Genomic DNA, 23,052 nt, shown 5'->3' with positions numbered 1-23,052 from the left:
TCGGAAACACTTATGTCCAGTGAACGCACAGAGATGAAGATCTACGGCATCAAGGCCTGCGATACCATGAAGAAGGCCCGCAGCTGGCTCGACGCGCAGGGCCTGAGCTACAGTTTCCACGACTACAAGACTGCTGGCATCGACCGTGCCAGCCTGGAGAAGTGGTGCGCCGAGCATGGCTGGGACAAGGTCCTCAACCGCGCCGGCACCACCTTCCGCAAGCTCGCCGACGCGCAGAAGGCCGACCTCGACCAGGCCCGCGCCATCGAGCTGATGCTCGCCCAGCCATCGATGATCAAGCGCCCGCTGCTCGACCTCGGCGAGCGCACCCTGCTTGGCTTCAAACCGGAACTCTATGCCGCGGCGCTCGCCTGAGCCCGCCGGCTGAATACCTGAAAGGAAAAATCCATGTCGCAGAATCTCTACAGCATCGCCTTCGGCGTCGGCACCCAGAACCGCCAGGGCGCCTGGCTGGAAGTCTTCTACGCCCAGCCGCTGCTCAACCCGGCCGCCGAACTGGTCGCCGCCGCCGCCGAAACCCTCGGCTATCAGGGCGGCAACCAGACCATCGCGATGACCAACCACCAGGCCCATGACCTGGCCGGTGCCCTCAAGGGCATCGACGCCAGCCAGGCCGCGCTGCTGACCCGCCTGGCCGAGAGCCGCAAGCCGCTGGTCGCCGTGCTGCTGGTCGAAGACGCCGCCCCGGCCACCACCCCGGAGGCCTACCTCAAGCTGCACCTGCTGTCGCACCGCCTGGTCAAGCCGCATGGCACCAGCCTGGCCGGCATCTTCCCGCTGCTGCCCAACGTGGCCTGGACCAACGAGGGCGCCGTCGACCTGAGTGAGCTGGCCGAGCGCCAGCTGGAAGCCCGCCTGAAGGGCGAGCTGCTGGAAGTGTTCTCGGTGGACAAGTTCCCGAAGATGACCGACTACGTGGTGCCGAGCGGCGTGCGCATCGCCGATACCGCCCGCGTGCGCCTGGGCGCCTACGTCGGCGAAGGCACCACCGTGATGCACGAAGGCTTCATCAACTTCAACGCCGGCACCGCCGGTCCGGGCATGATCGAAGGCCGCGTCTCCGCCGGCGTGTTCGTCGGCAAGGGCTCCGACCTCGGCGGCGGCTGCTCGACCATGGGCACCCTGTCCGGCGGCGGCAACATCGTCATCTCCGTCGGCGAAGGCTGCCTGATCGGCGCCAACGCCGGCATCGGCATCCCGCTGGGCAACCGCTGCACCGTGGAATCGGGCCTGTACATCACCGCCGGCACCAAGGTCGCCGTGCTCGACGACCAGGGCAGCCTGGTGGAAGTGGTCAAGGCCCGCGACATCGCCGGCCAGGACGACCTGCTGCTGCGCCGCAACTCGCAGACCGGCGCGGTTGAGTGCAAGACCAACAAGACCGCGATCGAGCTGAACGAAGTGCTGCACGCGCACAACTGAGCAACATCCGCAGGGTGGACAACGCGCGCAGCGCTTGTCCACCACGGACTCTGGCGGCAGACGACCCGCGCCGGGCTGTCTGCCGCTGCTCCGATGCACGCCCGGCGGGTAATCGCTTCGCGAGTTACCCCCCTACCGGTACGCTGCCTCGAGCGTCGGACGGAAAACCTGCCCGACGACCGCGACACACGCATCCCACCGGGACCGCCCCATACAGGAGCCGCCATGTCCCTGCCCTCCCCCTGGCGCGCCGACTTCCCGGCCTTCGCCGCCTTCACCGCCAGCCGCCAGACCTATCTGGACACCGCCGCCACCGCGCAGAAGCCGCAGGTGGTGCTGGATGCCCTGCTCGACCACTACACCGGCGGCGCCGCCAACGTGCACCGCGCCCAGCATGCGCCCGGCGAGCGCGCCACCCTGGCCTTCGAGGGTGCCCGCGAGAAGGTGGCGCAGTGGCTGAATGCGGACAGCCCCTACGAGATCGTCTTCACCCGCGGCAGCACCGAAGGCCTCAACCTGCTGGCCTACGGTCTCGAACACCTGTTCGAGACCGGCGACGAGATTGCCATCAGCGCCCTGGAGCACCACGCCAACCTGCTGCCGTGGCAGCAACTGGCACTGCGTCGCGGCCTCAAGCTGGTGGTCCTGCCGCTGGACGCTGCCGGCGACATCGACCTGGAACAGGCCGCCCTGCTGATCGGCCCGCGCACCCGCCTGCTCGCCGTCAGCCAGCTGTCCAACGTGCTCGGCCGCTGGCAGCCGCTGGAGGGCCTACTGGCCCTGGCCCGCGCACAGGGCGCGCTGAGCGTGGTCGACGGCGCCCAGGGCGTGGTGCACGGCCGCCACGATGTGACCGCGCTGGGCTGCGACTTCTACGTCTTCTCCGGCCACAAGCTCTACGCCCCGGACGGCATCGGCGTGCTCTACGGCCGGGCCAGGTCGCTGGCCAAGCTGCAGCACTGGCAGTTCGGCGGCGAGATGGTCCAGCACGCCGACTACCACAACGCGCGCTTTCGCCCGGCACCGCTGGGCTTCGAGGCCGGCACGCCGGCCATCGCCGCCGCCATCGGCCTGGGTGCGGCGCTGGACTACCTGGGCGGGCAGGACGAGTACGCGCTGGCTGCCCACGAGGCCGCCCTGCACCAGCGCCTGCTCAGCGGCCTGCGCCGCTTCGACGGCCTGCGTCTGCTCGGCGAGCCGCACACCGCGCTGGCCAGCTTCGTGGTCGAGGGCGTGCACAACGCCGATCTGTCCCACCTGCTCGGCGAGCAGGGCATCGCCGTGCGCGCCGGCCAGCACTGTGCCATGCCGCTGCTGCACAGCCTCGGCCTGCCCGGCGCCGTGCGCGTGTCGCTCGGCCTGTACAGCGAAGGCGACGATCTCGAGCGCTTCTTCGCCGCACTCCATCACGCCCTGGAGTTGTTGCGATGAGCTTGCCCGAAACCGCACGCCAAGCCCTCGCCGACTTCGCCCACTGCCCCGGCTGGGAGCAGCGCGCCCGCCTGCTGATGCAGTGGGGCGAGCGCCTGGCGCCACTGCGCGAGGACGAGCGCTGCGAGGAAAACCGCGTGCATGGCTGCGAGAGCAGCGTGTGGCTGGTGGCGGGGCACGACGGCGAACGCCTGAGCTTTCGCGCCGGCAGCGACGCCCGCCTGCTGCGCGGCCTGCTGGCCCTGCTGCTGGTGCGGGTCAACGGCCTGAGCGCCAAGGAGCTGGCCGAGGTGGATGTCGCCGACTGGTTCGCCCAGCTCGGCCTGGCGCGCCAGCTGTCACCCTCGCGCAGCAACGGGCTGAATGCGGTGCTGACGCGCATCCGCGAGCTGGCGTAGCGCCAGCGGCTTCGCCGCGACAAAACTCTTGTGGGCAATGCTCTTGGAGGCAATGCGCTTGTGGGAGGCGCGACCTCGCGGCGATGCGGGCTGCAAGCCCGCCCAAGGCGCCAAAAGCATCGCCGCGAGGGCGCGCCTCCTACAGGATCCACCCTCCACTCCGCGCAGGGCACGGTGGAAAATCGCTGCGCGAGTTTCCTACCCTTGTGAGGACGCCCTGCGCTCCGCCGGCCGCCGTGCGCCGGCCAGCAGCTTGTCCACCAGCCGCGCCGCGGCGACCATGCCGAAGGTGGCGGTGACCATCATCACCGCGCCGAAGCCGCCGGCGCAGTCCAGGCGCACGCCCTCGCCGGCGAAGCCCTTGGTCTGGCACACGCTGCCGTCCGCCTGCGGATAGCGCAACTGCTCGCGCGAATACACGCAGGTGATGCTGTAGGTGCGTCCTGGCGTGCGCGAGAAGTTGTAGTCGCGGCGCAGCAGCGAGCGCACCTTGGCGATCAGCGGGTCGTTGACCGTCTTGTTGAGGTCGGCGACCTGCACCTGGGTCGGATCGGCCTGCCCACCGGCCGCGCCGGTGGTGACGATGGCGATCTTGCGCCGCTTGCACCAACTGATCAGCGCCGCCTTGGCCGCCACGCTGTCGATGCAGTCGATCACCCCATCGAGGTCCTCGGTGATGTACTCGGCCATGCTCTCGCGGGTGACGTAATCGGCCACCGCGTGCACGATGCAGTCGGGATTGATCGCACGGATGCGCTCGGCCATCGCCTCCACCTTGGCGCGGCCGATGTTGCCGACATGGGCGTGGACCTGCCGGTTGGTGTTGGTCACGCAGACATCGTCCAGATCGAACAGCGAGATCTCGCCAACGCCGCTGCGCGCCAGCGCCTCGGCCGCCCAGGAGCCGACACCGCCGATGCCGACCACCGCCACATGGGCGGCAGCCAGCCGCTCGAGGCCGACCCGGCCGTACAGGCGGGCAATGCCGCCGAAACGCTGCTCATCGATCTGCATGACACCCCCGAAAAAATGCGTGGGCCATTATAAGTTCGCCGTCCCTTCACGCCCAGCGAACCGCCGTGTCCTGCTGCTGTCAAATTGGCAGCACCAACGCGCGCCGCCCCCTGTACAGCCCAAGGGCCACAGAGTAGGATTCGCGCGCATCGGCGTCCGCCGGCCTCCCCCTGTTCCACCTCCCGGAACCCTGTACACATGTCTGCTCGCAAATTGGGTCTCAACCTGGTCATGGTCGTGGCCGTGGCCTCCCTGTTCACCGGCCTGTGGGCCTGGTTCAACCAGCCGCTTAAGGCGCCGGACTGGCCCGACCAGATCGCCGGCTACTCCTTCTCGCCGTTCCGCCTGCACCAGAGTCCGCAGGACAGCACCTATCCGAGCGAGGACGAGGTGCGTGCCGACCTCGAGCTGCTGAGCGAGCAGACCGACAACATCCGTACCTACTCGGTCGATGGCGTGCTCGGCGAGATCCCGCGCCTGGCCGAGGAAGCCGGCCTGCGCGTGACCCTGGGCATCTGGCTGAGCAACGACGAGGCCGCCAACGAGTGGCAGATCCAGCGCGGCATCGAGATCGCCAAGCGCGAGCGCAGCGTCGTGCGCGTGGTGGTCGGCAACGAAGCGCTGTTCCGCGAGGAGGTCACCGTCGAGCAGATGATCGGCTACCTGGACCGCGTGCGCGCGGCACTCAAGGTGCCGGTGACCACCGCCGAGCAGTGGCACATCTGGCAGAAGTATCCGGAGCTGGCCAAGCACGTCGACCTGATCGCCGCCCACGTGCTGCCCTACTGGGAGTTCATCCCGCAGGAAAACTCGGTCGACTTCGTCCTCGAGCGCGCCCGCGAGCTGAAAAAGCTGTTCCCGAAAAAGCCGCTGCTGCTCGCGGAAGTCGGCTGGCCGAGCAACGGCCGCACCCGTGGTGGCGCCCAGGCTACCCAGGCCGACCAGGCCATCTACCTGCGCACCCTGGTCAACAAGCTGAACGCCAAGGGCTACAACTACTTCGTCATCGAAGCCTTCGACCAGCCGTGGAAGGCCGGCGACGAAGGTTCGGTCGGCGCCTACTGGGGGGTATACAACGCCGAGCGCCAGGCCAAGTTCCCGTTCACCGGCACCGTGGTGGAGATTCCCGAGTGGCGCCTGCTGGCCACCGCCTCCGGCGTGCTCGCCCTGCTCGCCCTGGCCCTGTTGCTGATCGACGGCAGTGCGCTGCGCCAGCGCGGCCGCACCTTCCTGACCATAGTCGCGTTCCTCGCCGGCACCATGCTGGTGTGGATCGCCTACGACTACAGCCAGCAGTACAGCAACTGGTTCAGCACCCTGGTCGGCATCCTGCTGGCCTTCGGCGCCCTCGGCGTGATGATCGTCCTGCTCACCGAAGCCCACGAGCTGGCCGAGACCGTGTGGAAGCACCAGCGCGTGCGGCCCTTCCCGCCGGTGACCGACGAAAACGCCTACCGACCCAAGGTGTCGATCCACGTCCCCTGCTACAACGAGCCGCCGGAGATGGTCAAGCAGACCCTCAACGCCCTGGCGAACCTCGACTACCCGGACTTCGAGGTCCTGGTGATCGACAACAACACCAAGGACCCGGCGGTCTGGCAACCGGTTGAAGCCCACTGCGCCAGCCTCGGCCCGCGCTTCAAGTTCTTCCACGTCGCACCGCTGGCCGGCTTCAAGGGCGGCGCGCTGAACTACGTGCTGCAGCACACCGCCGCCGACGCCGAAGTGATCGCGGTGATCGACTCCGACTACTGCGTCGAACGCAACTGGCTCAAGCACATGGTGCCGCACTTCGCCGACACGGAGATCGCCGTGGTGCAGTCGCCGCAGGACTACCGCGACCAGAACGAGTCGCTGTTCAAGAAGCTCTGCTACGCCGAATACAAGGGCTTCTTCCACATCGGCATGGTCACCCGCAACGACCGCGACGCGATCATCCAGCACGGCACCATGACCATGACCCGCCGCAGCGTGCTCGACGAACTCGGCTGGGCCGACTGGTGCATCACCGAGGACGCCGAGCTGGGCCTGCGCGTGTTCGAGAAGGGCCTGTCCGCCGCCTACTCCGAGCAGAGCTACGGCAAGGGCCTGATGCCCGACACCTTCATCGACTTCAAGAAGCAGCGCTTCCGCTGGGCCTACGGCGCCATCCAGATCATGAAGCGGCACATGGCCAGCCTGCTGCTCGGCAAGGGCAGCGAGCTGACCCGCGGCCAGCGCTACCACTTCGTCGCCGGCTGGCTGCCGTGGATCGCCGACGGCCTGAACATCTTCTTCACCGTCGGCGCCCTGCTGTGGTCGGCGGCGATGATCATCGTGCCGCACCGCGTCGACCCGCCGCTGATGATCTTCGCCATCCCGCCGCTGGCGCTGTTCGTGTTCAAGCTGGGCAAGATCCTCTTCCTCTACCGCCGCGCCGTCGGCGTGAGCATGCGCGATGCCAGCGCCGCCGCGGTGGCCGGCCTGGCGCTGTCGCACACCATCGCCAAGGCGGTGCTGTACGGTTTCGTCACCCGCAGCATCCCGTTCTTCCGCACGCCGAAGATGCGCAGCAACCACGGCCTGCTGGTGGCCCTGGCGGAAGCGCGAGAGGAAGTGTTCGTCATGCTGCTGCTGTGGGGCGCCGCCGCCGGCATCAGCCTGACCCAGCCGCAGCCAGGACTGGACGTGTACTTCTGGGTCGGCGTGCTGCTGGTGCAGTCACTGCCCTACCTGGCCGCGCTGCTCATGGCCCTGCTGTCGTCGCTGCCCAGGCCGGAACCGACCGCGGACGAGGTGCCGGTGACCTGAGGCCCCTCCGCCCCCTCCCCTGCGTGGGGAGGGGCGTCCCGCTTTCCCCGACAACGGCGCTCAGACAAGCGCCGTTTTCCTTTAAGATAAGCCCCTTTCGTCTGTCGCCGTTGCGGAGCCTGCATGACCACCCTCTCCCCCACCCTCGAACTGGCCTGCGAGCTGATTCGCCGCGCCTCCGTCACCCCGCTGGACGAGGGTTGCCAGCAGCTGATGATGGAGCGGCTGGCCGCCTGCGGCTTCAATGTGGAGCCGATGAACATCGAGGATGTGGACAACTTCTGGGCCCGCCGCGGCGGCGAGGGTCCGGTGCTGTGCTTCGCCGGACACACCGACGTGGTGCCGACCGGCCCGCTGGAGGCCTGGCAGCACGCGCCGTTCGCGGCCTTCGTCGATGACGAGGGCATGCTCCACGGCCGCGGCGCCGCCGACATGAAGGGCAGCCTGGCGGCCATGCTGGTGGCCGTCGAACGCTTCGTGGCCGACCACCCGCAGCACCAGGGCGCCATCGCCTTCCTGATCACCAGCGACGAGGAAGGTCCCGCGCTGCACGGCACCCAGGCGGTGGTCGAGCGCCTGGCCGCACGCAACGAGCGCCTGGACTGGTGCATCGTCGGCGAACCGTCGAGCACCTCGCTGGTCGGCGACATGGTCAAGAACGGCCGCCGCGGCTCGCTCAACGGTCACCTGCGCGTGCGCGGCGTGCAGGGCCACGTCGCCTACCCGCACCTGGCGAAGAACCCGATCCACCTGGCGGCGCCGGCACTGGCCGAGCTGGCCGGCGAACACTGGGACGCCGGCAACGCCTTCTTCCCGCCGACCAGCTTCCAGATCTCCAACCTCAACTCGGGCACCGGCACCACCAACGTGATCCCCGGCGAGCTGAACTGCCTGTTCAACTTCCGCTTCTCCACCGAATCCACCGTGGAAGGCCTGCAGCAGCGTGTCGAAACCATCCTCGACAAGCACGGCCTGCAGTGGCAGATCGACTGGTCGCTGTCCGGCCTGCCGTTCCTCACCGAGCCGGGAGCGCTGCTCGACGCGGTATCGGCCAGCATCCGCAACGTCACCGGCCGCGAAACCGTCGCCTCGACCACCGGCGGCACCTCGGACGGGCGCTTCATCGCCACCCTCGGCACCCAGGTGGTCGAACTCGGCCCGGTCAACGCCACCATCCACCAGGTCAACGAGCGCGTGCTGGCCAGCGACCTCGATCTGCTCACCGAAATCTACTACCAGACGCTGGTTCGTCTGCTGGCGAACTGACCCATGCTCATCTGCCCGATCTGCAGCGGCGCGCTGCACACTATCCACAACGGCCTCGACAACGGCGTGCAGTGCAGCCATGGCCACCGTTTCGACCGCGCCCGCCAGGGCTACTTCAACCTGCTGCCGGTGCAGCACAAGAAGAGCCTCGACCCGGGCGACAACGCCGCCATGGTCGAGGCGCGCCGGCGCTTTCTCGATGCCGGCCACTACGCGCCGCTGGCCGCGCGCCTGGCCGAACTGGCCGCCGAACGCGCGCCGGCGCGCTGGATCGACATCGGCTGTGGCGAGGGCTACTACACCACGCAGCTGGCCGCGGCCCTGCCGGATGCCGACGGCTACGCCCTGGACATCTCCCGCGAGGCGGTCAAGCGCGCCTGCAAGCGCGCGCCGCAGCTGACCTGGATGGTCGCCAGCATGGCCCGCGTGCCGCTGGCCAGCGCCTCGTGCACCCTGCTGGCCAGCGTGTTCAGCCCGATCGACTGGACCGAGGCGGCGCGCCTGCTGCGTCCGGGCGGCGGCATCCTGCGCCTGGGGCCGGCGCGCATGCACCTGTTCGAACTGCGCCAGAAGCTCTACGACGAGGTGCGCGACTACGTCGACGACAAGCACCTGGCCGACCTGCCCGACGACCTCAAGCTGGCCGACACCCAGACCCTGGAGTTCCGTCTGCCGCTGGACAGCCATGACGCGCGCGCCGATCTGCTGGCGATGACCCCGCACGGCTGGCGGGTCAACGCCGAGCGCCGCGAGCGCATCCTCGCCGAGCCCTTCGAGGTCACCGTCTCGGTGCGCTACGACTGGATCGAGCGCCAGTAACCCGCCACGCTAGCCCGTACCTGCCCTCATCAGGAATCCCTGACATGCGCCAACCGGATATCGAGATCTACCTCAAGGACGCCGAACTGCCGGCGGTAACCGCCTGGCTGGAACAGGCCATCGGTCCCTGCACGCCCTGGCAGACCCGCGGCCAGACCAGCCAGTGCCGTGCCGGCGACATCCCGGTCACCTGGATGCCCAAGGCCGTGGGCCGCTGGAGCAGCCTGCTGCTGGCCAGCGACCAGACCCCCTGGGAAGACGATCTGGCCTGCGCCAAGGCCGCCTTTGCCGCGCTTGGCGTGCAGGTGCGCTGCGCGCCCGGCAGCTGGAGCGAGGAACAGGGCGAGGAGGATGCCGACCGCTGGCTGAAGGTCACCGCCGAGGGCGTGAGCGAGATCACCTGGCGCACCGACTGATCGCGGCACACGTCGCACTATTTTCCCATCGACGCGAGGCAGGCAATGCGCGGCAAGGTCGTTTCCTGGAACGATGACCGAGGTTTTGGCTTCATCCAGCCCGAGGACCAATCGGGCGAAGTGTTCTTCCACATCTCCGCGGTGCGCAACGCCGCGCGGCGGCCGCAGCAGGGCGACGCGGTGGAGTTCGACACCACCCGCGACAAGGGCGGCCGGGTCAAGGCGGCCTGGGTGATGCTCGAGGGCGTGGCCGCGCCGGCGCAAGCCCCGCGCCGTCCCCGCGGCCCGCGCGCCCAAGGCAATCCGCCGCGCCACAACCCCTTCGCCCTGCTCAAGGCCGCCGCCCTGCTGGTGGTGCTGCTGGTCGGCTGGCTGCTGACCCAGGGCCCGCTGCAGCACCTGCTGCAATCGCCTGCCGGCCAGGGCAGCTCCGGACAGGTACAGATCCAGGCTGACGCGCCGATCCAGCGCGAGATCGACAAGACCCTCGCCCTGATCCGCCAGGGCGGCCCCTACCCGCACAGCCAGGACGGCACGGTATTCCAGAATCGCGAGCGCCAGCTGCCCGCCCAGCCGCGCGGCTACTATCGCGAGTACACGGTGCGCACCCCCGGTCTGTCCCATCGCGGCCCGCGGCGCATCGTCACCGGCGGCAATCCACCGGTGATCTTCTATTACACCGAGGATCACTACCGCTCGTTCCGCGTGCTGGAGAAGCCCTGATGACCAGTCGCCTCGCCGCCCACTTCCTCGCCGACAAACAGCGCAGTGGAATCTACCGCCTGCCGCCGGGCTGGACGCACGCCCCGAGCGATCCGGCCCTGTGCTGGAAAACCCTGGCGCCGCTGCCCGCCATCGACCGGCAAAGCCTGCTCGCCGCCCTCGGCGAGACCCTGGCGTTTCCCGACTACTACGGACAGAACTGGGATGCCGCCTGGGACTGCCTGACCGAACTGGACTGGCCGGCCGAGCAGCTGCTGGTCATCCACCTGCCGATTGCCGCGGACTGCCCGCTGCAATCGGCGGATCTGCAGACCTTTCTCGAACTGCTCGGCGACGCCTGCCAGCACTGGGCCGACCGCGATCATGCGTTGTGCCTGCTGATCGAAGCCGAGCGCGCCGATCTCCCCGCCCTGCCGACGCTGCCCAGCCTCGGCTAGGGGCCGCTGGCCGCGACCCGCGGCCGACATAACCACCGCCAACAAAAAACCCGTCGCAAGGACGGGTTTTCTCATGCTGCCAACAGCCCCTCAGAGTGCGGAGACGTCTTCCGCCTGCAGGCCCTTCTGGCCCTGGGCCACGGCGAACTCGACGCGCTGGCCTTCCAGCAGGGTGCGATGACCTTCGCCACGGATGGCACGGAAGTGCACGAAGACATCCGGACCGCTTTCGCGCTGAATGAACCCATAGCCCTTGGCATCATTGAACCACTTGACGGTTCCGCTCTCACGATCAGCCATTACAACTCTCTCCAGACTCGCAAAGTTACATTGCTCCCCCATGGGAGCAGCTCGGGACGGTACGTTGAAAAACGTTCTTCTTGTTATATCCGACCTCCGCCGCCGCAAGGCGCCTGGAGCGGGTATTCCGAATCGCGTTCTTGTCGACCGCAGGCCCGAGTATAAACAAAGCGCCTGTGCTGAAAAGCCCCCGCTGCTTGACTCAAGACAAGGATCGGGCTGTATTCGCCCCACCTACCACGACCTCAGTTCGCCGGCCCCAGCAGATCCTTAAGGCGCCGAGCCAGCATGCGGTACTGCTGCTCCTCCAGACGGTAGGCCCAGTCCCGGCCGGCGATCAACTGGTCGTCGAGGCCCCGGCTCTCGCCCAGCACCAGCCAGTGCTGGCCGCCCTGCAGATGGAAGGCGCCGCGCAGCTCGCCACCGTCGAAGGTGCTCAGGGTGAACTCCAGCTCCGGCCGCTCCTCGAAGCCGATCTGCGCCAGCGGCGCGGCGTCGGCGAAGTCCAGCGCGGCGAACAGCAGGGCCATGCCGTTGGCCAGCGGCTGGTAGGCCAGGCTGCTCCCCACCGGCAGCTGCCGCAGCGCAAGGTCGGCCTGCCCCGGGCTGTCGCGCCAGACATTCAGGCGCTCGCCGTCGGCATGCCGCACCTCGACCTCGCGCACGCTGGCGAAGGGGATCGCGCTGATGCGCCGATCCAGCCAGGCCAGCTCGTTGTCGACCAGCTCCAGGGGCTGATCGATCAGCCAGACCTGATCGTCGCCCCACAGGCGCACCAGCTGCCCGCCTTGGCGCGAGCCCTGGCCGATCAGCAGCACCAGCGGCCCGCCGGCGAGCCCCTCGATACGCAGACGCGTGGCGCGCCCCTCGCCCTTGGCGGCCAGGCCGAGACGGGCGTGGTTGTCCGGATTGCGGGTCTTGGCCTCGACCTTGCGGGCCTCGGCCAGCGCGCGCAGCAACCGATTGACCTCGCCGGCAGCCGCCGGATAACCAGCCTTGGCGGGCACGATCCAGCCGGTTTCACTGCGCTCGATGCGCACCGCCGGCAGCTCGCCGTGGCGGATCGACAGTGCACGCACCTCGTCCAGCCGCCCGCTCAGCGCCGGCAGCAGCAACTGCCGCTCGGCCTGGAGCGGCGCCTCGGCACCACGCTGCAGCCAGGCGAACAGCCCACCCAGCAGCAACGCCACCAACAGCAGGACCAGCAATGCAGAACGTCGCATGACGAACTCCTTGATTGCACAGCGACGCGGTTATGGCGCCCGCGCCAGCGACAGACGATGGCTCTTGTCTTTTGTGGGAGGCGCGACCTCGCGGCGATACGGGCCACAGGCCCGCCAACAGGGCAAGAGCATCGCCCCGAGGTCGGGCCTCCCACAATCAACGACCAGCGATCTACGACAGTCCGCTCAACGCTCCGCGCGACGGCGGCGCCACAGCCACAGGCCGATCACGCCCAAGGTCAGCAGCAGCGGCACCAGGGCGATGTTGACGAACTTCAGGCTGCGGCCCAGCGCCTCGATGTCGGCGTTGAGCTGGAAGCGCACCTCGCGCAGCTCCTTGCGGATCTTCAGCTTCTCCTGGAGGAACTGCTGCAGGGTGCTCTGCTGCTCGGGGGTCAGCTCCAGCACCTGCTCGGGGCTGTCGTTCTGCTGCAGCTCGGCCAGGCGCTGTTCGGTCTGCGCCAGTTGCTGCTGCAGCACCTCCTCCTTCTCGCGGAAGCGTGCCTCGGCCTGGCGCTGCAGGTTCTCCACCATCACGAACGGCCGGCTGTAGCGCCCGCGCGAGCGCACGCTGATCAGCGCATCGCTGCCGGCCAGGTTGTCCAGCGCATTGATGGCGAAGCCGGCGTTGTCGGCGAACGGCTGCGGGACGCGCTGACCGAAGAAGTCCTGCACCTGCACCCACATGCGGTCGCTGAGCAGGTCGGTATCGGCGACCACGATCAGGTTGATGCTCTCGGCGCTCTGCAGACCGTCCTTCTGCCCCTCGATGCCCGCCGGGAACGCCGTCTGCGCCGGACCAGCGACCCGCGCGGCCAGCACGTAGCGCTCGCCGGTCGGCTCCAGCTCGCGCAGCAGCTCCTGCGGATCGCGCAGCATGGCCAGGCGCTGGGCGTCCATCGGCATGGCGTACTCGGAGCTGTGCAGCAGCGGCGTGAAGCGGGTCTTCGCCCCCTCGAGCGGTTCGAGGATGCCGGCGCTGGCAATGGTCAGGTTCTCCAGCCCGGCGGTGGTCACGTCGTCCTGGTCCAGCGCCGCCTTGGGCAGGCTCAGCCAGGCCGGATGCCGCACCGGACGCTGCTCCTGGCCCATGCCCACGGCCATCGCGTAGCTGCCGTCGACCAGCATTTCGCCGGCACGCAGGCGCAGCCCCCAGGCCTTGAACAGCGGCTCGAGATCGGAAGCGTTGCTCTGCCCGCCGCCCATCAGCCCGCCGTTGTCGTTCTCGCTGAACGGATCGACGAAGGCCAGCAGCTTGCCGCCGCGCAGCACGAACTGGTCGATGGCGTACAGGGTCGGCTCCGGCAACTGTTTGGGATGCACCAGCAGCAGCACCGACACCTCGTCGGGGATGCGGTCGATGTCGCCCTGCAGGCTCTTGATGACGAACTGCTGGCGGATCTGCTCCATGATCATCCAGGGCGCGCCGCCCTGCCCGGTCAGCGGGTTGAAGCCGCCGTCCAGCGGCAGCGCCGAGAGCACGCCGACCACCGGCCGCGCCGGCTTGGCCAGGGTCTGCACCAGCCGGCTGATCTCGTACTCGAGGAACTCCTCCTGATCGAGCGGGAAGAACGGGATGGTCTGCACGTCGTCCAGCGCGTTGGTGCCGGCCAGGCCGAAGTACAGCTTGTCGCCGCCCTGCTGCAGCGGCACCCCCTGCAGGCCGAACTCGGCGGCGCGATCCTCGTCCTCGGAGAACGGCTCGGGGTCGATCACCTTGAGCTTCAGCTTGCCGCCGGCGGCGCGCTCGTAGGCGCGCAGCATCTCCTCGACGCGCCGCGCATAGTTGCGCACCGCCACCAGGTCGCGGCTGACGTTGTCGGAGTAGAAGAAGTACAGGTTCACCGGCTCGTCCAGCTCGCCGAGGATGCGCTCGGTGCCTTCGCTGATGGTGTAGAGCTTCTGTTCGGTCAGGTCCAGGCGCGCGTTGGGCAGGCCCAGGCTGGCGACCATGTTGAAGGCCAGGAACACCAGGGCGATCAACAGCAGCCCGCTGCCGGAATAAATGATGCGTTTCATCGGGCGTCCTCAGTCGGCTTTCTTCAGGTCGAGCACCACCGCAGTGGCCATCAGCCAGGCCAGGATCAGGCTGGCGAAATACAGCAGGTCGCGCAGATCGAGCACGCCCTTGCTGATCGCATCGAAGCGGGTCAGGAAGCTCAGCGAGGCCACCGCATCCACCAGCGCCTGCGGCGCCCAGCCGCTGAAGGCATCCAGCACCAGCGGGAAGCCGCTGGCGACGAACAGGAAGCACACGCAGACGGTGAGGATGAAGGCGATCACCTGGTTCTTGGCCAGCGCCGACAGGCACGAGCCGATGGCCAGATAACTGCCGGCCAGCAGCCAGCTGCCGATGTAGCCGGTGAGGATCGCGCCGTTGTCCGGCTCGCCCAGGTAGTTGACCGTCAGCACCATCGGGAAGGTCAGCAACAGCGCGATGCCGGCGAACGCCCAGGCGGCGAGGAACTTGCCGCCCACCGCCTCGGCGCGGGTGATCGGCAGGGTCATCAGCAGCTCGATGGTGCCGCTCTTGCGCTCCTCGGCCCACAGGCGCATGGCCAGCGCCGGCACCAGGAACAGGTACAGCCACGGGTGGAAGTTGAAGAACGAGCTGAGATCGGCCTGGCCGCGCTCGAAGAAACTGCCCAGATAGAAGGTGAACACCCCGGACAGCACCAGGAAGATCACGATGAACACGTACGCCAGCGGCGTGGCGAAATAGCTCGCCAGCTCGCGCTTGAAGACTACCGGCAACTGCCTCATGCCGCCTCTCCTCGGGTCAGGGAGCGGAACACCTCGTCGAGGCGGCCGCGCTCCACGTCCATTTCCTTGATGTTCCAGCCACGCGCCGCTACCAGCGCGCTGACCTGCGGGAAGATCACCTGGCCGGTCTGCGCCAGCACGGTCAGGCTGTGCTCGCGCGCATTGCGCTCGACCCCGGCCACGCCGGGCAGCGCCGCCAGCGCGGCCTCGTCCAGCGGCGCATCGCCGACCAGGGTCACCGCCTGGTGGTAGCGCGAGCGGCTTTCCAGCTCGAACGGCGTGCCGTCGGCGACCAGCTTGCCGGCGGCGATCACCACCGCGCGGGTGCACACCGCGGTGACCTCCTCGAGGATGTGCGTCGATATGATGATGATCTTGTCGGTGGCCAGGTTCTGGATCAGCTGGCGCACCTGATGCTTCTGGTTCGGGTCGAGGCCGTCGGTGGGCTCGTCGAGGATCAGCGCGCGCGGATCGTGAAGGATCGCCTGGGCCAGGCCGACGCGGCGCTTGAAGCCCTTGGACAGGGTCTCGATCGACTGGCCGAGCACCGCCTGCAGCTCCACCTGCTCCACCGCCTTGGCCACCCGCGCGCGCTTCTCCGCGCCACGGAAGCCGCGCACCTCGGCGATGAACTCGAGGAAGCCGCGCACGTGCATGTCGCCATAGCAGGGCGCACCTTCCGGCAGATAGCCGATCAGCCGCTGGGCCTTGAGGGTGTGCTGCTGGATGTCGAAGCCGAACAGCCGCGCCGAGCCCGAGGTCGGCGCGAGAAAGCCGGTGAGCATCTTCATGGTGGTCGACTTGCCGGCCCCGTTGGGGCCGAGGAAGCCCAGCACCTCGCCGGGCTGAACGCGGAAGGACAGGTCGTCCACCACGGTGTGCTGCGCAAAGCGTTTGGTGAGTTTTTCTATTTCGATCATGGCCACTCCATAACCTGCTGGAGCCTCCGTGCCAGACGGCCACGGAGGCGTCTCGAATGCCGGCTGAACTCTAGGTAGAGCGTAGGCGTAATGCAAGGGGGCCAGCGTTCTTCGCCCGCACCACCTCTCCCCTCCTTTCATCACCGAGTCCCAGCGCGCCATGCAACCACCCACCGCGCATCATCCCACGCACGCGACCGGCGTAGCCGCTGACCTGCAGCTAAGGTGAAAGGATCCTTCGGCCGCAGCGAGGTCCGGGCCCATGGCCAAGCACGGCGCATCCGCCCCGCCGGGGGCCGGCAGCATCCCGCTGCAGGCCGCCTCCGCGGACATCTGGGCGCAGAAGTACCGCCTGGTCGAGCCCGACGGCACCCCGGTCGACGCCGACATCGACGCCACCTGGCGGCGGGTCGCCCGCGCCCTGGCCGATGTGGAGGCGCCCGAGCAGCGCGAGCACTGGTACCAACAGTTCCTCTGGGCGCTGCGCAACGGCGCCGTTCCGGCCGGGCGGATCGTCGCCAACGCCGGCGCGCAGGAGCGCAGGCCGGCCACCTCGACCATCAACTGCACCGTCTCCGGCACCATCCATGACTCGATGGACGACATCCTCACCAAGCTCCACGAGGCCGGCCTGACCCTCAAGGCCGGCTGCGGCATCGGCTACGAGTTCTCCACCCTGCGCCCGCGCGGCGCGCTGGTGTCCGGCGCCGGCGCGCGCACCAGCGGGCCACTGTCGTTCATGGATATCTTCGACAAGATGTGCTTCACCGTCAGCTCGGCGGGCGGGCGGCGCGGCGCGCAGATGGCCACCTGCGACGTCGCCCACCCGGACGTTCGCGAGTTTATCCGCGCCAAGCGCGAGGACGGCCGCCTGCGCCAGTTCAACCTCAGCCTGTTGATCAGCGACGACTTCATGCAGGCCGTGGAGAGCGACGCCGAGTGGCCACTGCTATTCCCGGTGCACCCGCGCGAGGCCGCCGAACTGGACCTCGACGATCCGCAGCAGGTGCTCTGGCGCGACTGGCCGCTGCACGAGGGCTACCCGGTGCGTGATGACGGCACGGTGGCCTGCAAGGTCTACGGCAAGCTGCGCGCCCGCCACCTGTGGGACATGCTGATGGCCGCCACCTACGACTTCGCCGAGCCGGGTTTCATCCTCGTCGACCGGGTCAACCAGCTGAACAACAACTGGTGGTGCGAGGAGATCCGCGCGACCAACCCCTGCGGCGAACAGCCCCTGCCCCCCTACGGCGCCTGCCTGCTCGGCTCGGTCAACCTGACCCTGTTCGTCGCGGAACCGTTCAGCGTGCGGGCGCGCTTCGACTGGGAGCGCTTTCGCCAGGTGGTGGGCGTGTTCACCCGCCTGCTCGACAACGTGGTGGAGCTCAACAACCTGCCGCTGGCGGCGCAGCGCGAGGAGATCCTCGCCAAGCGCCGCCACGGCATGGGCTTTCTCGGCCTCGGCTCGGCGCTGGCCATGCTCCGGCTGCGCTACGGCAGCGCCGAGGCCTGCCGCTTTACCGAAGACGTGGCCCGCGAGATGGCCGTGGTCGGCTGGCAGATGGCGCTGGAACTGGCGCAGGAGAAAGGCCCGGCACCGCTGCTGGCCGAGGAGTTCGAGATCACCGCCAGGATGCTGCGCCTGCGCCCGGAAATGGTCGCCGATGGCTACCAGGTCGGCGACAAGCTGCCCGGCCGCGTGCTGCACGCGCGCTACTCGCGCTACATGCAGCGCATCGCCGAGGTCGCCCCCGAGCTGGTCGCGGAACTGGCCGAGCATGGCGCACGCTTCACCCACCACAGCTCCATCGCGCCGACCGGCACCATCAGCCTGAGCCTGGCCAACAACGCTTCCAACGGCATCGAACCGAGCTTCGCCCACCGCTACGTGCGCAACCTGGTCCGCCCCGGGCGCAAGGCCAAGGAGCAGGTCGAAGTGCTCAGCTACGAGCTGCTCGCCTATCGCGCGCTGATCGATGCGCAGGCCGATCCGGACAGCGACGACCCGGTGCACCGCCTGCCGGAGTGGTTCGTCAGCGCCGACGACATCGGCCCGACCCAGCACGTCGACATCCAGGCGGCGGCGCAGAAGTGGGTGGACTCGTCGATCTCCAAGACCGCCAACGTGCCCAGCGACTACCCCTTCGAAGCGTTCAAGGACATCTACCGCTACGCCTGGCGCCAGGGCCTCAAGGGCTGCACCACCTTCCGCTTCAACCCCGCGGCCTTCCAGGGCGTACTGGTGCGCGAGGCGGACCTGGCGAACACCCTGTACCGCTTCGAGCTGGAGGACGGCAGCGTGGTCGAACTCAAGGGCAACGAACTGGTCGAGTACGACGGCGAGGTGAACAGCGCCGCCAACCTGTTCGACGCGCTCAAGGAAGGCTATTACGGCAAGTATTGATCCCCCTCGCCCCTTGGGGAGAGGGCCGGGGTGAGGGGGCTCTGCAATGGGAGAACGTCCATGACCGTGAAGATCGGCCAGCGCATCAAGAGCTTCAAGGTGGTCGACCCGAGCCAGCGCCCCGCCGAAGCGGCCGGGCAGCCGCCGGTGCAGCTCGACGAAACCCTGCAGCGCCCGGAGACGCTGGCCGGCGTCACCTACAAGATCAAGTCGCCGCTGTTCGAGCACGCCCTCTACGTGACCATCAACGACATTCTGCTCAACGCCGGCACGCCCTTCGAGCAGCGGCGGCCCTTCGAGATCTTCATCAACTCGAAGAACATGGACCACTTCCAGTGGATCGTCGCCCTCACCCGCATCATGTCCGCGGTGCTGCGCAAGGGTGGCGACTGCACCTTCCTGGTCGAGGAGCTCAAGGCGGTGTTCGATCCGCGCGGCGGTTACCTGAAGAAGGGCGGCGTCTACATGCCGTCGATCGTTGCCGAGATCGGCGCTGTGCTGGAGCGCCACCTGATCGCCATCGGCATGCTGCAAGGTCAGCAGCCGGATGAGGCGCAGCAGCGCTACCTGGCCGAACGCCGCGCCGCCTGGGAAGCCAGCCAGGGCGCCGCGGCGCTGGAGCCGGGCGAAGGCTTCCCGCCCGGCGCGCAACTGTGCGGCCACTGCCACACCCAGTCGGTGGTGCAGCTGGAGGGCTGCGCCACCTGCCTGAGCTGCGGGCACAGCAAGTGCGGCTGACCCAGGGCAAGCGCTGCGCCAGGGCATTGGCGCACCATCCCGGTGTGCGCCCGTCCTGGCGGCCACCTGCGCTGGCCCTGGCGCCGCGCAGGGCGGCGGGGCCAATATCCCCTGGAGCAGCCGGTTTTTGGCTACCTTTCTCTTCAATCGAGTGCAGGTTGACGCGTTAACCAAGGAGCAGAGCATGGCCATTTCCCCTATCCCGGTCGACCAGCGGGTGATCGATATCGACTCGCGCCGCTTTGCCTCCATCGAGAAAGCCCTGGTCGAACTGATCACCAACGCCGACGACAGCTATTCCCGGCTGGAGCGGGCTGGCGTGCCGGTGAGCGGGCAGATCCGCATCCACTACGAGCGGCATCAGGCCGGCGCGGTGCTGATGGTCACCGACCAGGCCGAGGGCATGTCCTTCGCCCAGGCGCGCTTCATCCTCACCTATGGCGGGGCGCACAGCACCCTCGCGCGCGGCGAGGGCGGCGGGCGCGGTTATTTCGGCCGCGGCCTCAAGCAGGCGCTCTATGGCCTGGGCTACGGCTGGATCGAGACCATCCATGCCGGACGCTACGCGCGCATCGAGCTGTTCCGCGGCGAGAATGGCGGCTACCTGTATGACGACGGCGACGGCGACCGGCCGGTCCGCGACAAGGATCGCACCCGCCTGGGGATTGCCGAGAACGGCACCAAGGTGACCATCGTCATCGCAAACGCGCAGACCAACATTTCCCACTACCGCTCCGTGGTGCAGTCGGTGGCCAACAACGTCTACCTGCGCGACGTGCTGACACGCCGCCAGGTCGAACTGCTGCACCTGCAGCGCGGCAAGACCGTGGAGCGCAGCGGCGTCGTGCATTACCAGGAACCGCCCGCCGCCCTGCTGCTCGGTCCCGAGCAGGCCGGGCATTTTGTCCATGAGCAACAGGCCTACCCGTTCACCCTCACCCTCAAGCGCGCCCTCGACGTGGAGCTGACCACCCGCGGCGACGAGCGCACCAACGGCCTGGTCATCCTCTCCGGCACGGCGGTGCTCGACTGCCAGCTGTTCGAATACGAAAACCAGGTGGGTACCGAGTACCTGTTCGGCACGGTGCATTGCCCGGCCCTGATCGACAAGCTCGGCCAGGGCATGGCGATCATTAGCGACGAGCGCGAGGGGCTGAATGCCAAGGAGCCGTTCGTGCAGGCGTTTTCCCGGGCCGTCAGCGCCATGATCGCGCCCTGCGTGCTGGCCGAGCGCGAAAAGCTCAAGCACCTGGAGCACGCCAGCGCCTCCGGCCGCACCAGCCACATGATCGAGCACCTGCTTGAACGCATGAATCGGGCGGCCATTCAGGATCTGGGCATCAGCCTGCCACCCGCGCCGACGGACGCGACCGCCGCAGACGCCACCGAGCGCCCGGCGGCGCTGCGCTTCACCACCCCGTTCTATTACCGCCAGCCCAAGCACCCGTTCCACGTCAGCCTGCTAGTCGATCCCGGCCAACTGGCCGAAGACGAGATCCTGCACTTCGCCTATGTGCTGCCCGACTCGCTGCACATCGACCCCGCGCCCGTGGAGCTACCCGCCAGCGCCCTGAATGACCGGCAGCGGATCGAATGGACGGTTGTCGGCGACACGCCAGGCAGTCGCGGCGAGATCAGCGTGCGCGCCGGCAGCCACTGGGCCTGGTGCGAGATGGTGGTGGCGGAGCACGCCTCCGGGCACAGCCATGCCACCTCCGGGCATGCCGTGAAACACCGGACGCCTCGCGATCATGGCGAACTGATGTTCACCGGCTACGAGTTTCGCCACCTCGACAACGAACTGGACCGCGCGGTGTACAGCCCCGCCGAGCGCAAAATCCTCATCAACACTGCGGCACCGACCGTGCAGCTGTATGTGGATGGCCGCGGACACTTCCGCGATACCGCCCGACTGCTGCTGGCCGAACTGTTCATGGACGTGATTTCCGATGAGCTGGCGCGCTGCGCGGTGGAAAAGTCAGGCCGGCCAGGCGACGTCGAGGCCCTGCACCGCGCCAAGCTGGACATCATTCGCCGCTACGGCAGCGAGATCCACCAGTCGTTCCTGAACGCCTGAGCCGCCCGCCGGAACCCGGCCGAAGTGCGTGTTGCGCAGCTCGGCCGCATCGGGGGAAACAGGCGCCCAGGCGACTCAGCGATCCAGCGGACTCAACACAGCCAACCCGCCACGATTGAGCACATGGGTATAGATCATCGTGGTCTTCACGTCCGAGTGGCCGAGCAGCTCCTGGACCGTGCGAATATCCTGCCCGCTCTCCAACAGGTGCGTGGCGAAACAGTGGCGCAGCGTATGCGGCGTGGCCAGCTTGACGATGCCCGCCGCCTGCACCGCCCGCTTGAAGTTGCGCTGGATGCGCTTTTCGTCCAGATGATGGCGGCGCACCGCACCTGAACGGGGATCGACCGACGGCCCCGCGGCCGGAAAAACATACTGCCAGCCCCACTCCCGCGGCGCATTGGAGTACTTGCGCGCCAGCGCAAACGGCAGCCACACGTCACCGCGCCCCGCCTCCAGTTCCGTCTTGTGCACCGCACGCACCACCGCAAGGTGCTGGCGCAACGGCTGCAGAAGACTGCGCGGCAATACGGTCACCCGATCCTTCATACCCTTGCCGTCGCGCACCAGGATTTCATTGCGCGCAAAGTCGACATCCTTGACTCGCAGGCGCAGCACCTCCATCAAACGCATACCGGTGCCGTATAAAAGACTGCAGACCAGCCACAACTCCCCTTCCAGACCGGCCAGAATCCGCCGCACCTCATCGATGGACAGCACCACCGGCAAGCGCTGCGGCTTCTTTGCCCGCACCACGTCATTCAGCCAGGGCAGATCGACCGCCAATACCTCCTTGTAGAGAAACAACAAGGCTGCCAGGGCCTGATTCTGGGTGGATGCCGATACATTGCGCCGCACCGCCAGATCGCTGAGAAACGCCTCCACCTCCGGGGCGCCCATTTCCAGCGGGTGGCGATAGCGGTGAAAACGTATGAACCGCTTCACCCATTCGCAATAGACCTGCTCGGTGCGAATGGAGTAGTGTTTGACGCGGATCCGGTCGCGCATCTGATCGAGCAGCTTAGGCTTGCCATCCATGGTGTATAACTCCCCAAAGCGGTCACCCTGACCGCAGAACCCGCAGCGTAGACAGGGAAAGCGAGAATGACAAGGAAGGTTATCCACCAAGCCCGTCCGGGATTTTATGCACCACTTGGTGTCTATTTATAGTTAGGAACCAAAGCATGGATGCGTGCGATCTTCATCTTGAACAGTTGATTAAAAGTGCGATGAATGAATGCCGTCGCATACATGAAAGTGCTGAATCAAATGGGCCTACGTGGCTAGTTGAGTCAACGAATGAAGCCATTTCAGCAATGAGTGGGTATTTAGAGTCGGTATACACAAGTCGACTACCCCGCCCATCTGATGGCGCAGGATTAGGTTTCAGTCGTGGCATCGGAGAATGGGCCGATGACTACGAACCCCTTATGGCACTTGCGTATGAGATTGATCGTTACTATTCAGAAAACTGTAATTGTGCGCGTGTTGTTTCCTAACAAGGCGCTGAAGCCGCTCGTTTCACTCGCTGGGACTGGCTAAAGCCAGCCCCTTAGCTTAATCGTTGAGGCTGTAGAAAAACCTGCTGCTGGCCCGCCCCGAGGCTGATACCCTCCAACCCATCCATTCGCAGGGAGGCGCGAGGCGATGCCTCGGTTCAAGACCGTTCACAAGGGACTCAAACTGCTCCCCGTGGATTTCGACAAGCAGTTGCTGCCCGGCAGCTTCGAGCACGCCCTGTGCTATCTGGTCGACCACGAACTGGACCTTTCCGAATTCCACGCCCGTTACCGCAACGATGTCGAAGGCGCTCCGGCCTTCGATCCGGCGGTGCTGCTGAAGATCGTCCTGCTGGCCTACAGCCGCGGCATCGTCAGCAGCCGCAAGATG

Annotated in this window: 21 protein-coding genes; 14 read left to right on the top strand and 7 right to left on the bottom strand. The window is 67.5% G+C overall.

Annotated elements, in window-relative coordinates; genetic code table 11:
- Positions 1-12: 12 nt before the first annotated feature.
- From BM297_RS20470 to BM297_RS20455, 4 genes are all read left to right on the top strand, one after another.
- Complete coding sequence (locus BM297_RS20470; RefSeq protein WP_092435476.1) at positions 13-375, top strand: ArsC family reductase; 363 nt, start codon at positions 13-15, stop codon at positions 373-375.
- A gap of 33 nt (positions 376-408) precedes the next feature.
- The gene (gene dapD, locus BM297_RS20465) at positions 409-1,443 is read left to right on the top strand and encodes a 2,3,4,5-tetrahydropyridine-2,6-dicarboxylate N-succinyltransferase (RefSeq protein ID WP_092435474.1); all 1,035 of its coding nucleotides are present in this window, start codon (positions 409-411) and stop codon (positions 1,441-1,443) included.
- Between the two features lie 225 nt (positions 1,444-1,668).
- Positions 1,669-2,874 (top strand): aminotransferase class V-fold PLP-dependent enzyme, encoded by a 1,206-nt coding sequence (locus BM297_RS20460; RefSeq protein ID WP_092435471.1) that lies wholly within the window; start codon positions 1,669-1,671, stop codon positions 2,872-2,874.
- Positions 2,871-3,272: a SufE family protein gene (locus tag BM297_RS20455; RefSeq protein WP_092435467.1), complete on the top strand. Its 402-nt coding sequence runs from the start codon at positions 2,871-2,873 to the stop codon at positions 3,270-3,272. The genes BM297_RS20460 and BM297_RS20455 overlap by 4 nt, the downstream gene beginning before the upstream one ends.
- Positions 3,273-3,470: 198 nt before the next feature.
- Here BM297_RS20455 and tcdA read toward each other — a convergent pair whose 3' ends face one another.
- Positions 3,471-4,286 (bottom strand): tRNA cyclic N6-threonylcarbamoyladenosine(37) synthase TcdA, encoded by an 816-nt coding sequence (tcdA, locus tag BM297_RS20450; protein ID WP_092435464.1) that lies wholly within the window; start codon positions 4,284-4,286, stop codon positions 3,471-3,473.
- Positions 4,287-4,484: 198 nt separating this feature from the next.
- Here tcdA and BM297_RS20445 point away from each other — a divergent pair, with 198 nt between their 5' ends.
- From BM297_RS20445 to BM297_RS20420, 6 genes are all read left to right on the top strand, one after another.
- Positions 4,485-7,076 (top strand): glycosyltransferase, encoded by a 2,592-nt coding sequence (locus tag BM297_RS20445; RefSeq protein WP_092435462.1) that lies wholly within the window; start codon positions 4,485-4,487, stop codon positions 7,074-7,076.
- A 123-nt stretch (positions 7,077-7,199) separates the two neighbouring features.
- Entirely contained in the window at positions 7,200-8,342 is a 1,143-nt protein-coding gene (gene dapE, locus BM297_RS20440; protein ID WP_092435460.1) for a succinyl-diaminopimelate desuccinylase, read from the top strand.
- A 3-nt stretch (positions 8,343-8,345) separates the two neighbouring features.
- Positions 8,346-9,161 carry a putative RNA methyltransferase gene (locus BM297_RS20435; RefSeq protein WP_092435458.1) on the top strand — a complete coding sequence of 272 codons (816 nt, stop codon included), beginning with the start codon at positions 8,346-8,348 and terminating at the stop codon, positions 9,159-9,161.
- A 44-nt stretch (positions 9,162-9,205) separates the two neighbouring features.
- A complete protein-coding gene (locus BM297_RS20430) occupies positions 9,206-9,577 on the top strand; it encodes a hypothetical protein (protein WP_092435456.1) in 372 nt (123 codons plus the stop codon).
- A gap of 45 nt (positions 9,578-9,622) precedes the next feature.
- A complete protein-coding gene (locus tag BM297_RS20425) occupies positions 9,623-10,300 on the top strand; it encodes a ribonuclease domain-containing protein (RefSeq protein ID WP_092435455.1) in 678 nt (225 codons plus the stop codon).
- Entirely contained in the window at positions 10,300-10,737 is a 438-nt protein-coding gene (locus BM297_RS20420; RefSeq protein ID WP_092435453.1) for a barstar family protein, read from the top strand. Before BM297_RS20425 ends, BM297_RS20420 begins: the two co-directional genes overlap by 1 nt.
- 90 nt (positions 10,738-10,827) lie before the next feature.
- Here the strand turns inward: BM297_RS20420 and BM297_RS20415 are convergent, their stop codons facing one another.
- The 5 genes from BM297_RS20415 to BM297_RS20395 all read right to left on the bottom strand — a co-directional run bounded on the left by BM297_RS20415 (position 10,828) and on the right by BM297_RS20395 (position 15,943).
- A complete protein-coding gene (locus BM297_RS20415; protein WP_092435450.1) occupies positions 10,828-11,037 on the bottom strand; it encodes a cold-shock protein in 210 nt (69 codons plus the stop codon).
- Between the two features lie 245 nt (positions 11,038-11,282).
- Complete coding sequence (locus BM297_RS20410) at positions 11,283-12,260, bottom strand: DUF4340 domain-containing protein (protein ID WP_092435447.1); 978 nt, start codon at positions 12,258-12,260, stop codon at positions 11,283-11,285.
- 186 nt (positions 12,261-12,446) lie between these two features.
- Positions 12,447-14,279, bottom strand: a complete 1,833-nt coding sequence (locus tag BM297_RS20405; RefSeq protein ID WP_092435444.1) for a GldG family protein — start codon at positions 14,277-14,279, stop codon at positions 12,447-12,449.
- Between the two features lie 9 nt (positions 14,280-14,288).
- A complete protein-coding gene (locus BM297_RS20400; RefSeq protein WP_092435442.1) occupies positions 14,289-15,023 on the bottom strand; it encodes an ABC transporter permease in 735 nt (244 codons plus the stop codon).
- Complete coding sequence (locus BM297_RS20395) at positions 15,020-15,943, bottom strand: ATP-binding cassette domain-containing protein (protein WP_092435439.1); 924 nt, start codon at positions 15,941-15,943, stop codon at positions 15,020-15,022. The genes BM297_RS20400 and BM297_RS20395 overlap by 4 nt, the downstream gene beginning before the upstream one ends.
- A 262-nt stretch (positions 15,944-16,205) precedes the next feature.
- Here BM297_RS20395 and BM297_RS20390 point away from each other — a divergent pair, with 262 nt between their 5' ends.
- From BM297_RS20390 to BM297_RS20380, 3 genes are all read left to right on the top strand, one after another.
- Positions 16,206-18,347: an adenosylcobalamin-dependent ribonucleoside-diphosphate reductase gene (locus tag BM297_RS20390; RefSeq protein ID WP_092435436.1), complete on the top strand. Its 2,142-nt coding sequence runs from the start codon at positions 16,206-16,208 to the stop codon at positions 18,345-18,347.
- A gap of 60 nt (positions 18,348-18,407) precedes the next feature.
- The gene (locus BM297_RS20385) at positions 18,408-19,085 is read left to right on the top strand and encodes a TSCPD domain-containing protein (protein WP_092435433.1); all 678 of its coding nucleotides are present in this window, start codon (positions 18,408-18,410) and stop codon (positions 19,083-19,085) included.
- 184 nt (positions 19,086-19,269) lie between these two features.
- Positions 19,270-21,162, top strand: a complete 1,893-nt coding sequence (locus BM297_RS20380) for an ATP-binding protein (RefSeq protein WP_092435430.1) — start codon at positions 19,270-19,272, stop codon at positions 21,160-21,162.
- A gap of 75 nt (positions 21,163-21,237) precedes the next feature.
- Here BM297_RS20380 and BM297_RS20375 read toward each other — a convergent pair whose 3' ends face one another.
- Positions 21,238-22,200: an integron integrase gene (locus BM297_RS20375; protein ID WP_092435427.1), complete on the bottom strand. Its 963-nt coding sequence runs from the start codon at positions 22,198-22,200 to the stop codon at positions 21,238-21,240.
- Between the two features lie 609 nt (positions 22,201-22,809).
- Here BM297_RS20375 and BM297_RS20370 point away from each other — a divergent pair.
- Positions 22,810-23,052, top strand: a 243-nt coding sequence (locus tag BM297_RS20370) for a transposase (protein WP_139231074.1), incomplete at its 3' end; no start/stop codon positions are given.

Origin of the sequence: Geopseudomonas sagittaria, from assembly GCF_900115715.1 — a bacterium.
GTDB lineage: Bacteria > Pseudomonadota > Gammaproteobacteria > Pseudomonadales > Pseudomonadaceae > Geopseudomonas > Geopseudomonas sagittaria.
Note: the sequence above shows the minus strand (reverse complement) of the source record. Positions and strands in the feature narration are given on the sequence as shown.

Excerpts from the sequence above, each read along its gene's own strand:
- BM297_RS20460 (WP_092435471.1), top strand. The coding sequence starts at position 1,669 with ATGTCCCTGCCCTCCCCCTGGCGCGCCGACTTCCCGGCCTTCGCCGCC.
- dapE (WP_092435460.1), top strand. The coding sequence starts at position 7,200 with ATGACCACCCTCTCCCCCACCCTCGAACTGGCCTGCGAGCTGATTCGC.
- BM297_RS20430 (WP_092435456.1), top strand. The coding sequence starts at position 9,206 with ATGCGCCAACCGGATATCGAGATCTACCTCAAGGACGCCGAACTGCCG.
- BM297_RS20415 (WP_092435450.1), bottom strand. The coding sequence starts at position 11,037 with ATGGCTGATCGTGAGAGCGGAACCGTCAAGTGGTTCAATGATGCCAAG.
- BM297_RS20385 (WP_092435433.1), top strand. The coding sequence starts at position 18,408 with ATGACCGTGAAGATCGGCCAGCGCATCAAGAGCTTCAAGGTGGTCGAC.
- BM297_RS20435 (WP_092435458.1), top strand. The coding sequence starts at position 8,346 with ATGCTCATCTGCCCGATCTGCAGCGGCGCGCTGCACACTATCCACAAC.
- dapD (WP_092435474.1), top strand. The coding sequence starts at position 409 with ATGTCGCAGAATCTCTACAGCATCGCCTTCGGCGTCGGCACCCAGAAC.
- BM297_RS20470 (WP_092435476.1), top strand. The coding sequence starts at position 13 with ATGTCCAGTGAACGCACAGAGATGAAGATCTACGGCATCAAGGCCTGC.
- BM297_RS20445 (WP_092435462.1), top strand. The coding sequence starts at position 4,485 with ATGTCTGCTCGCAAATTGGGTCTCAACCTGGTCATGGTCGTGGCCGTG.
- tcdA (WP_092435464.1), bottom strand. The coding sequence starts at position 4,286 with ATGCAGATCGATGAGCAGCGTTTCGGCGGCATTGCCCGCCTGTACGGC.
- BM297_RS20425 (WP_092435455.1), top strand. The coding sequence starts at position 9,623 with ATGCGCGGCAAGGTCGTTTCCTGGAACGATGACCGAGGTTTTGGCTTC.
- BM297_RS20380 (WP_092435430.1), top strand. The coding sequence starts at position 19,270 with ATGGCCATTTCCCCTATCCCGGTCGACCAGCGGGTGATCGATATCGAC.
- BM297_RS20410 (WP_092435447.1), bottom strand. The coding sequence starts at position 12,260 with ATGCGACGTTCTGCATTGCTGGTCCTGCTGTTGGTGGCGTTGCTGCTG.
- BM297_RS20400 (WP_092435442.1), bottom strand. The coding sequence starts at position 15,023 with ATGAGGCAGTTGCCGGTAGTCTTCAAGCGCGAGCTGGCGAGCTATTTC.
- BM297_RS20420 (WP_092435453.1), top strand. The coding sequence starts at position 10,300 with ATGACCAGTCGCCTCGCCGCCCACTTCCTCGCCGACAAACAGCGCAGT.
- BM297_RS20390 (WP_092435436.1), top strand. The coding sequence starts at position 16,206 with ATGGCCAAGCACGGCGCATCCGCCCCGCCGGGGGCCGGCAGCATCCCG.
- BM297_RS20395 (WP_092435439.1), bottom strand. The coding sequence starts at position 15,943 with ATGATCGAAATAGAAAAACTCACCAAACGCTTTGCGCAGCACACCGTG.
- BM297_RS20405 (WP_092435444.1), bottom strand. The coding sequence starts at position 14,279 with ATGAAACGCATCATTTATTCCGGCAGCGGGCTGCTGTTGATCGCCCTG.
- BM297_RS20375 (WP_092435427.1), bottom strand. The coding sequence starts at position 22,200 with ATGGATGGCAAGCCTAAGCTGCTCGATCAGATGCGCGACCGGATCCGC.
- BM297_RS20455 (WP_092435467.1), top strand. The coding sequence starts at position 2,871 with ATGAGCTTGCCCGAAACCGCACGCCAAGCCCTCGCCGACTTCGCCCAC.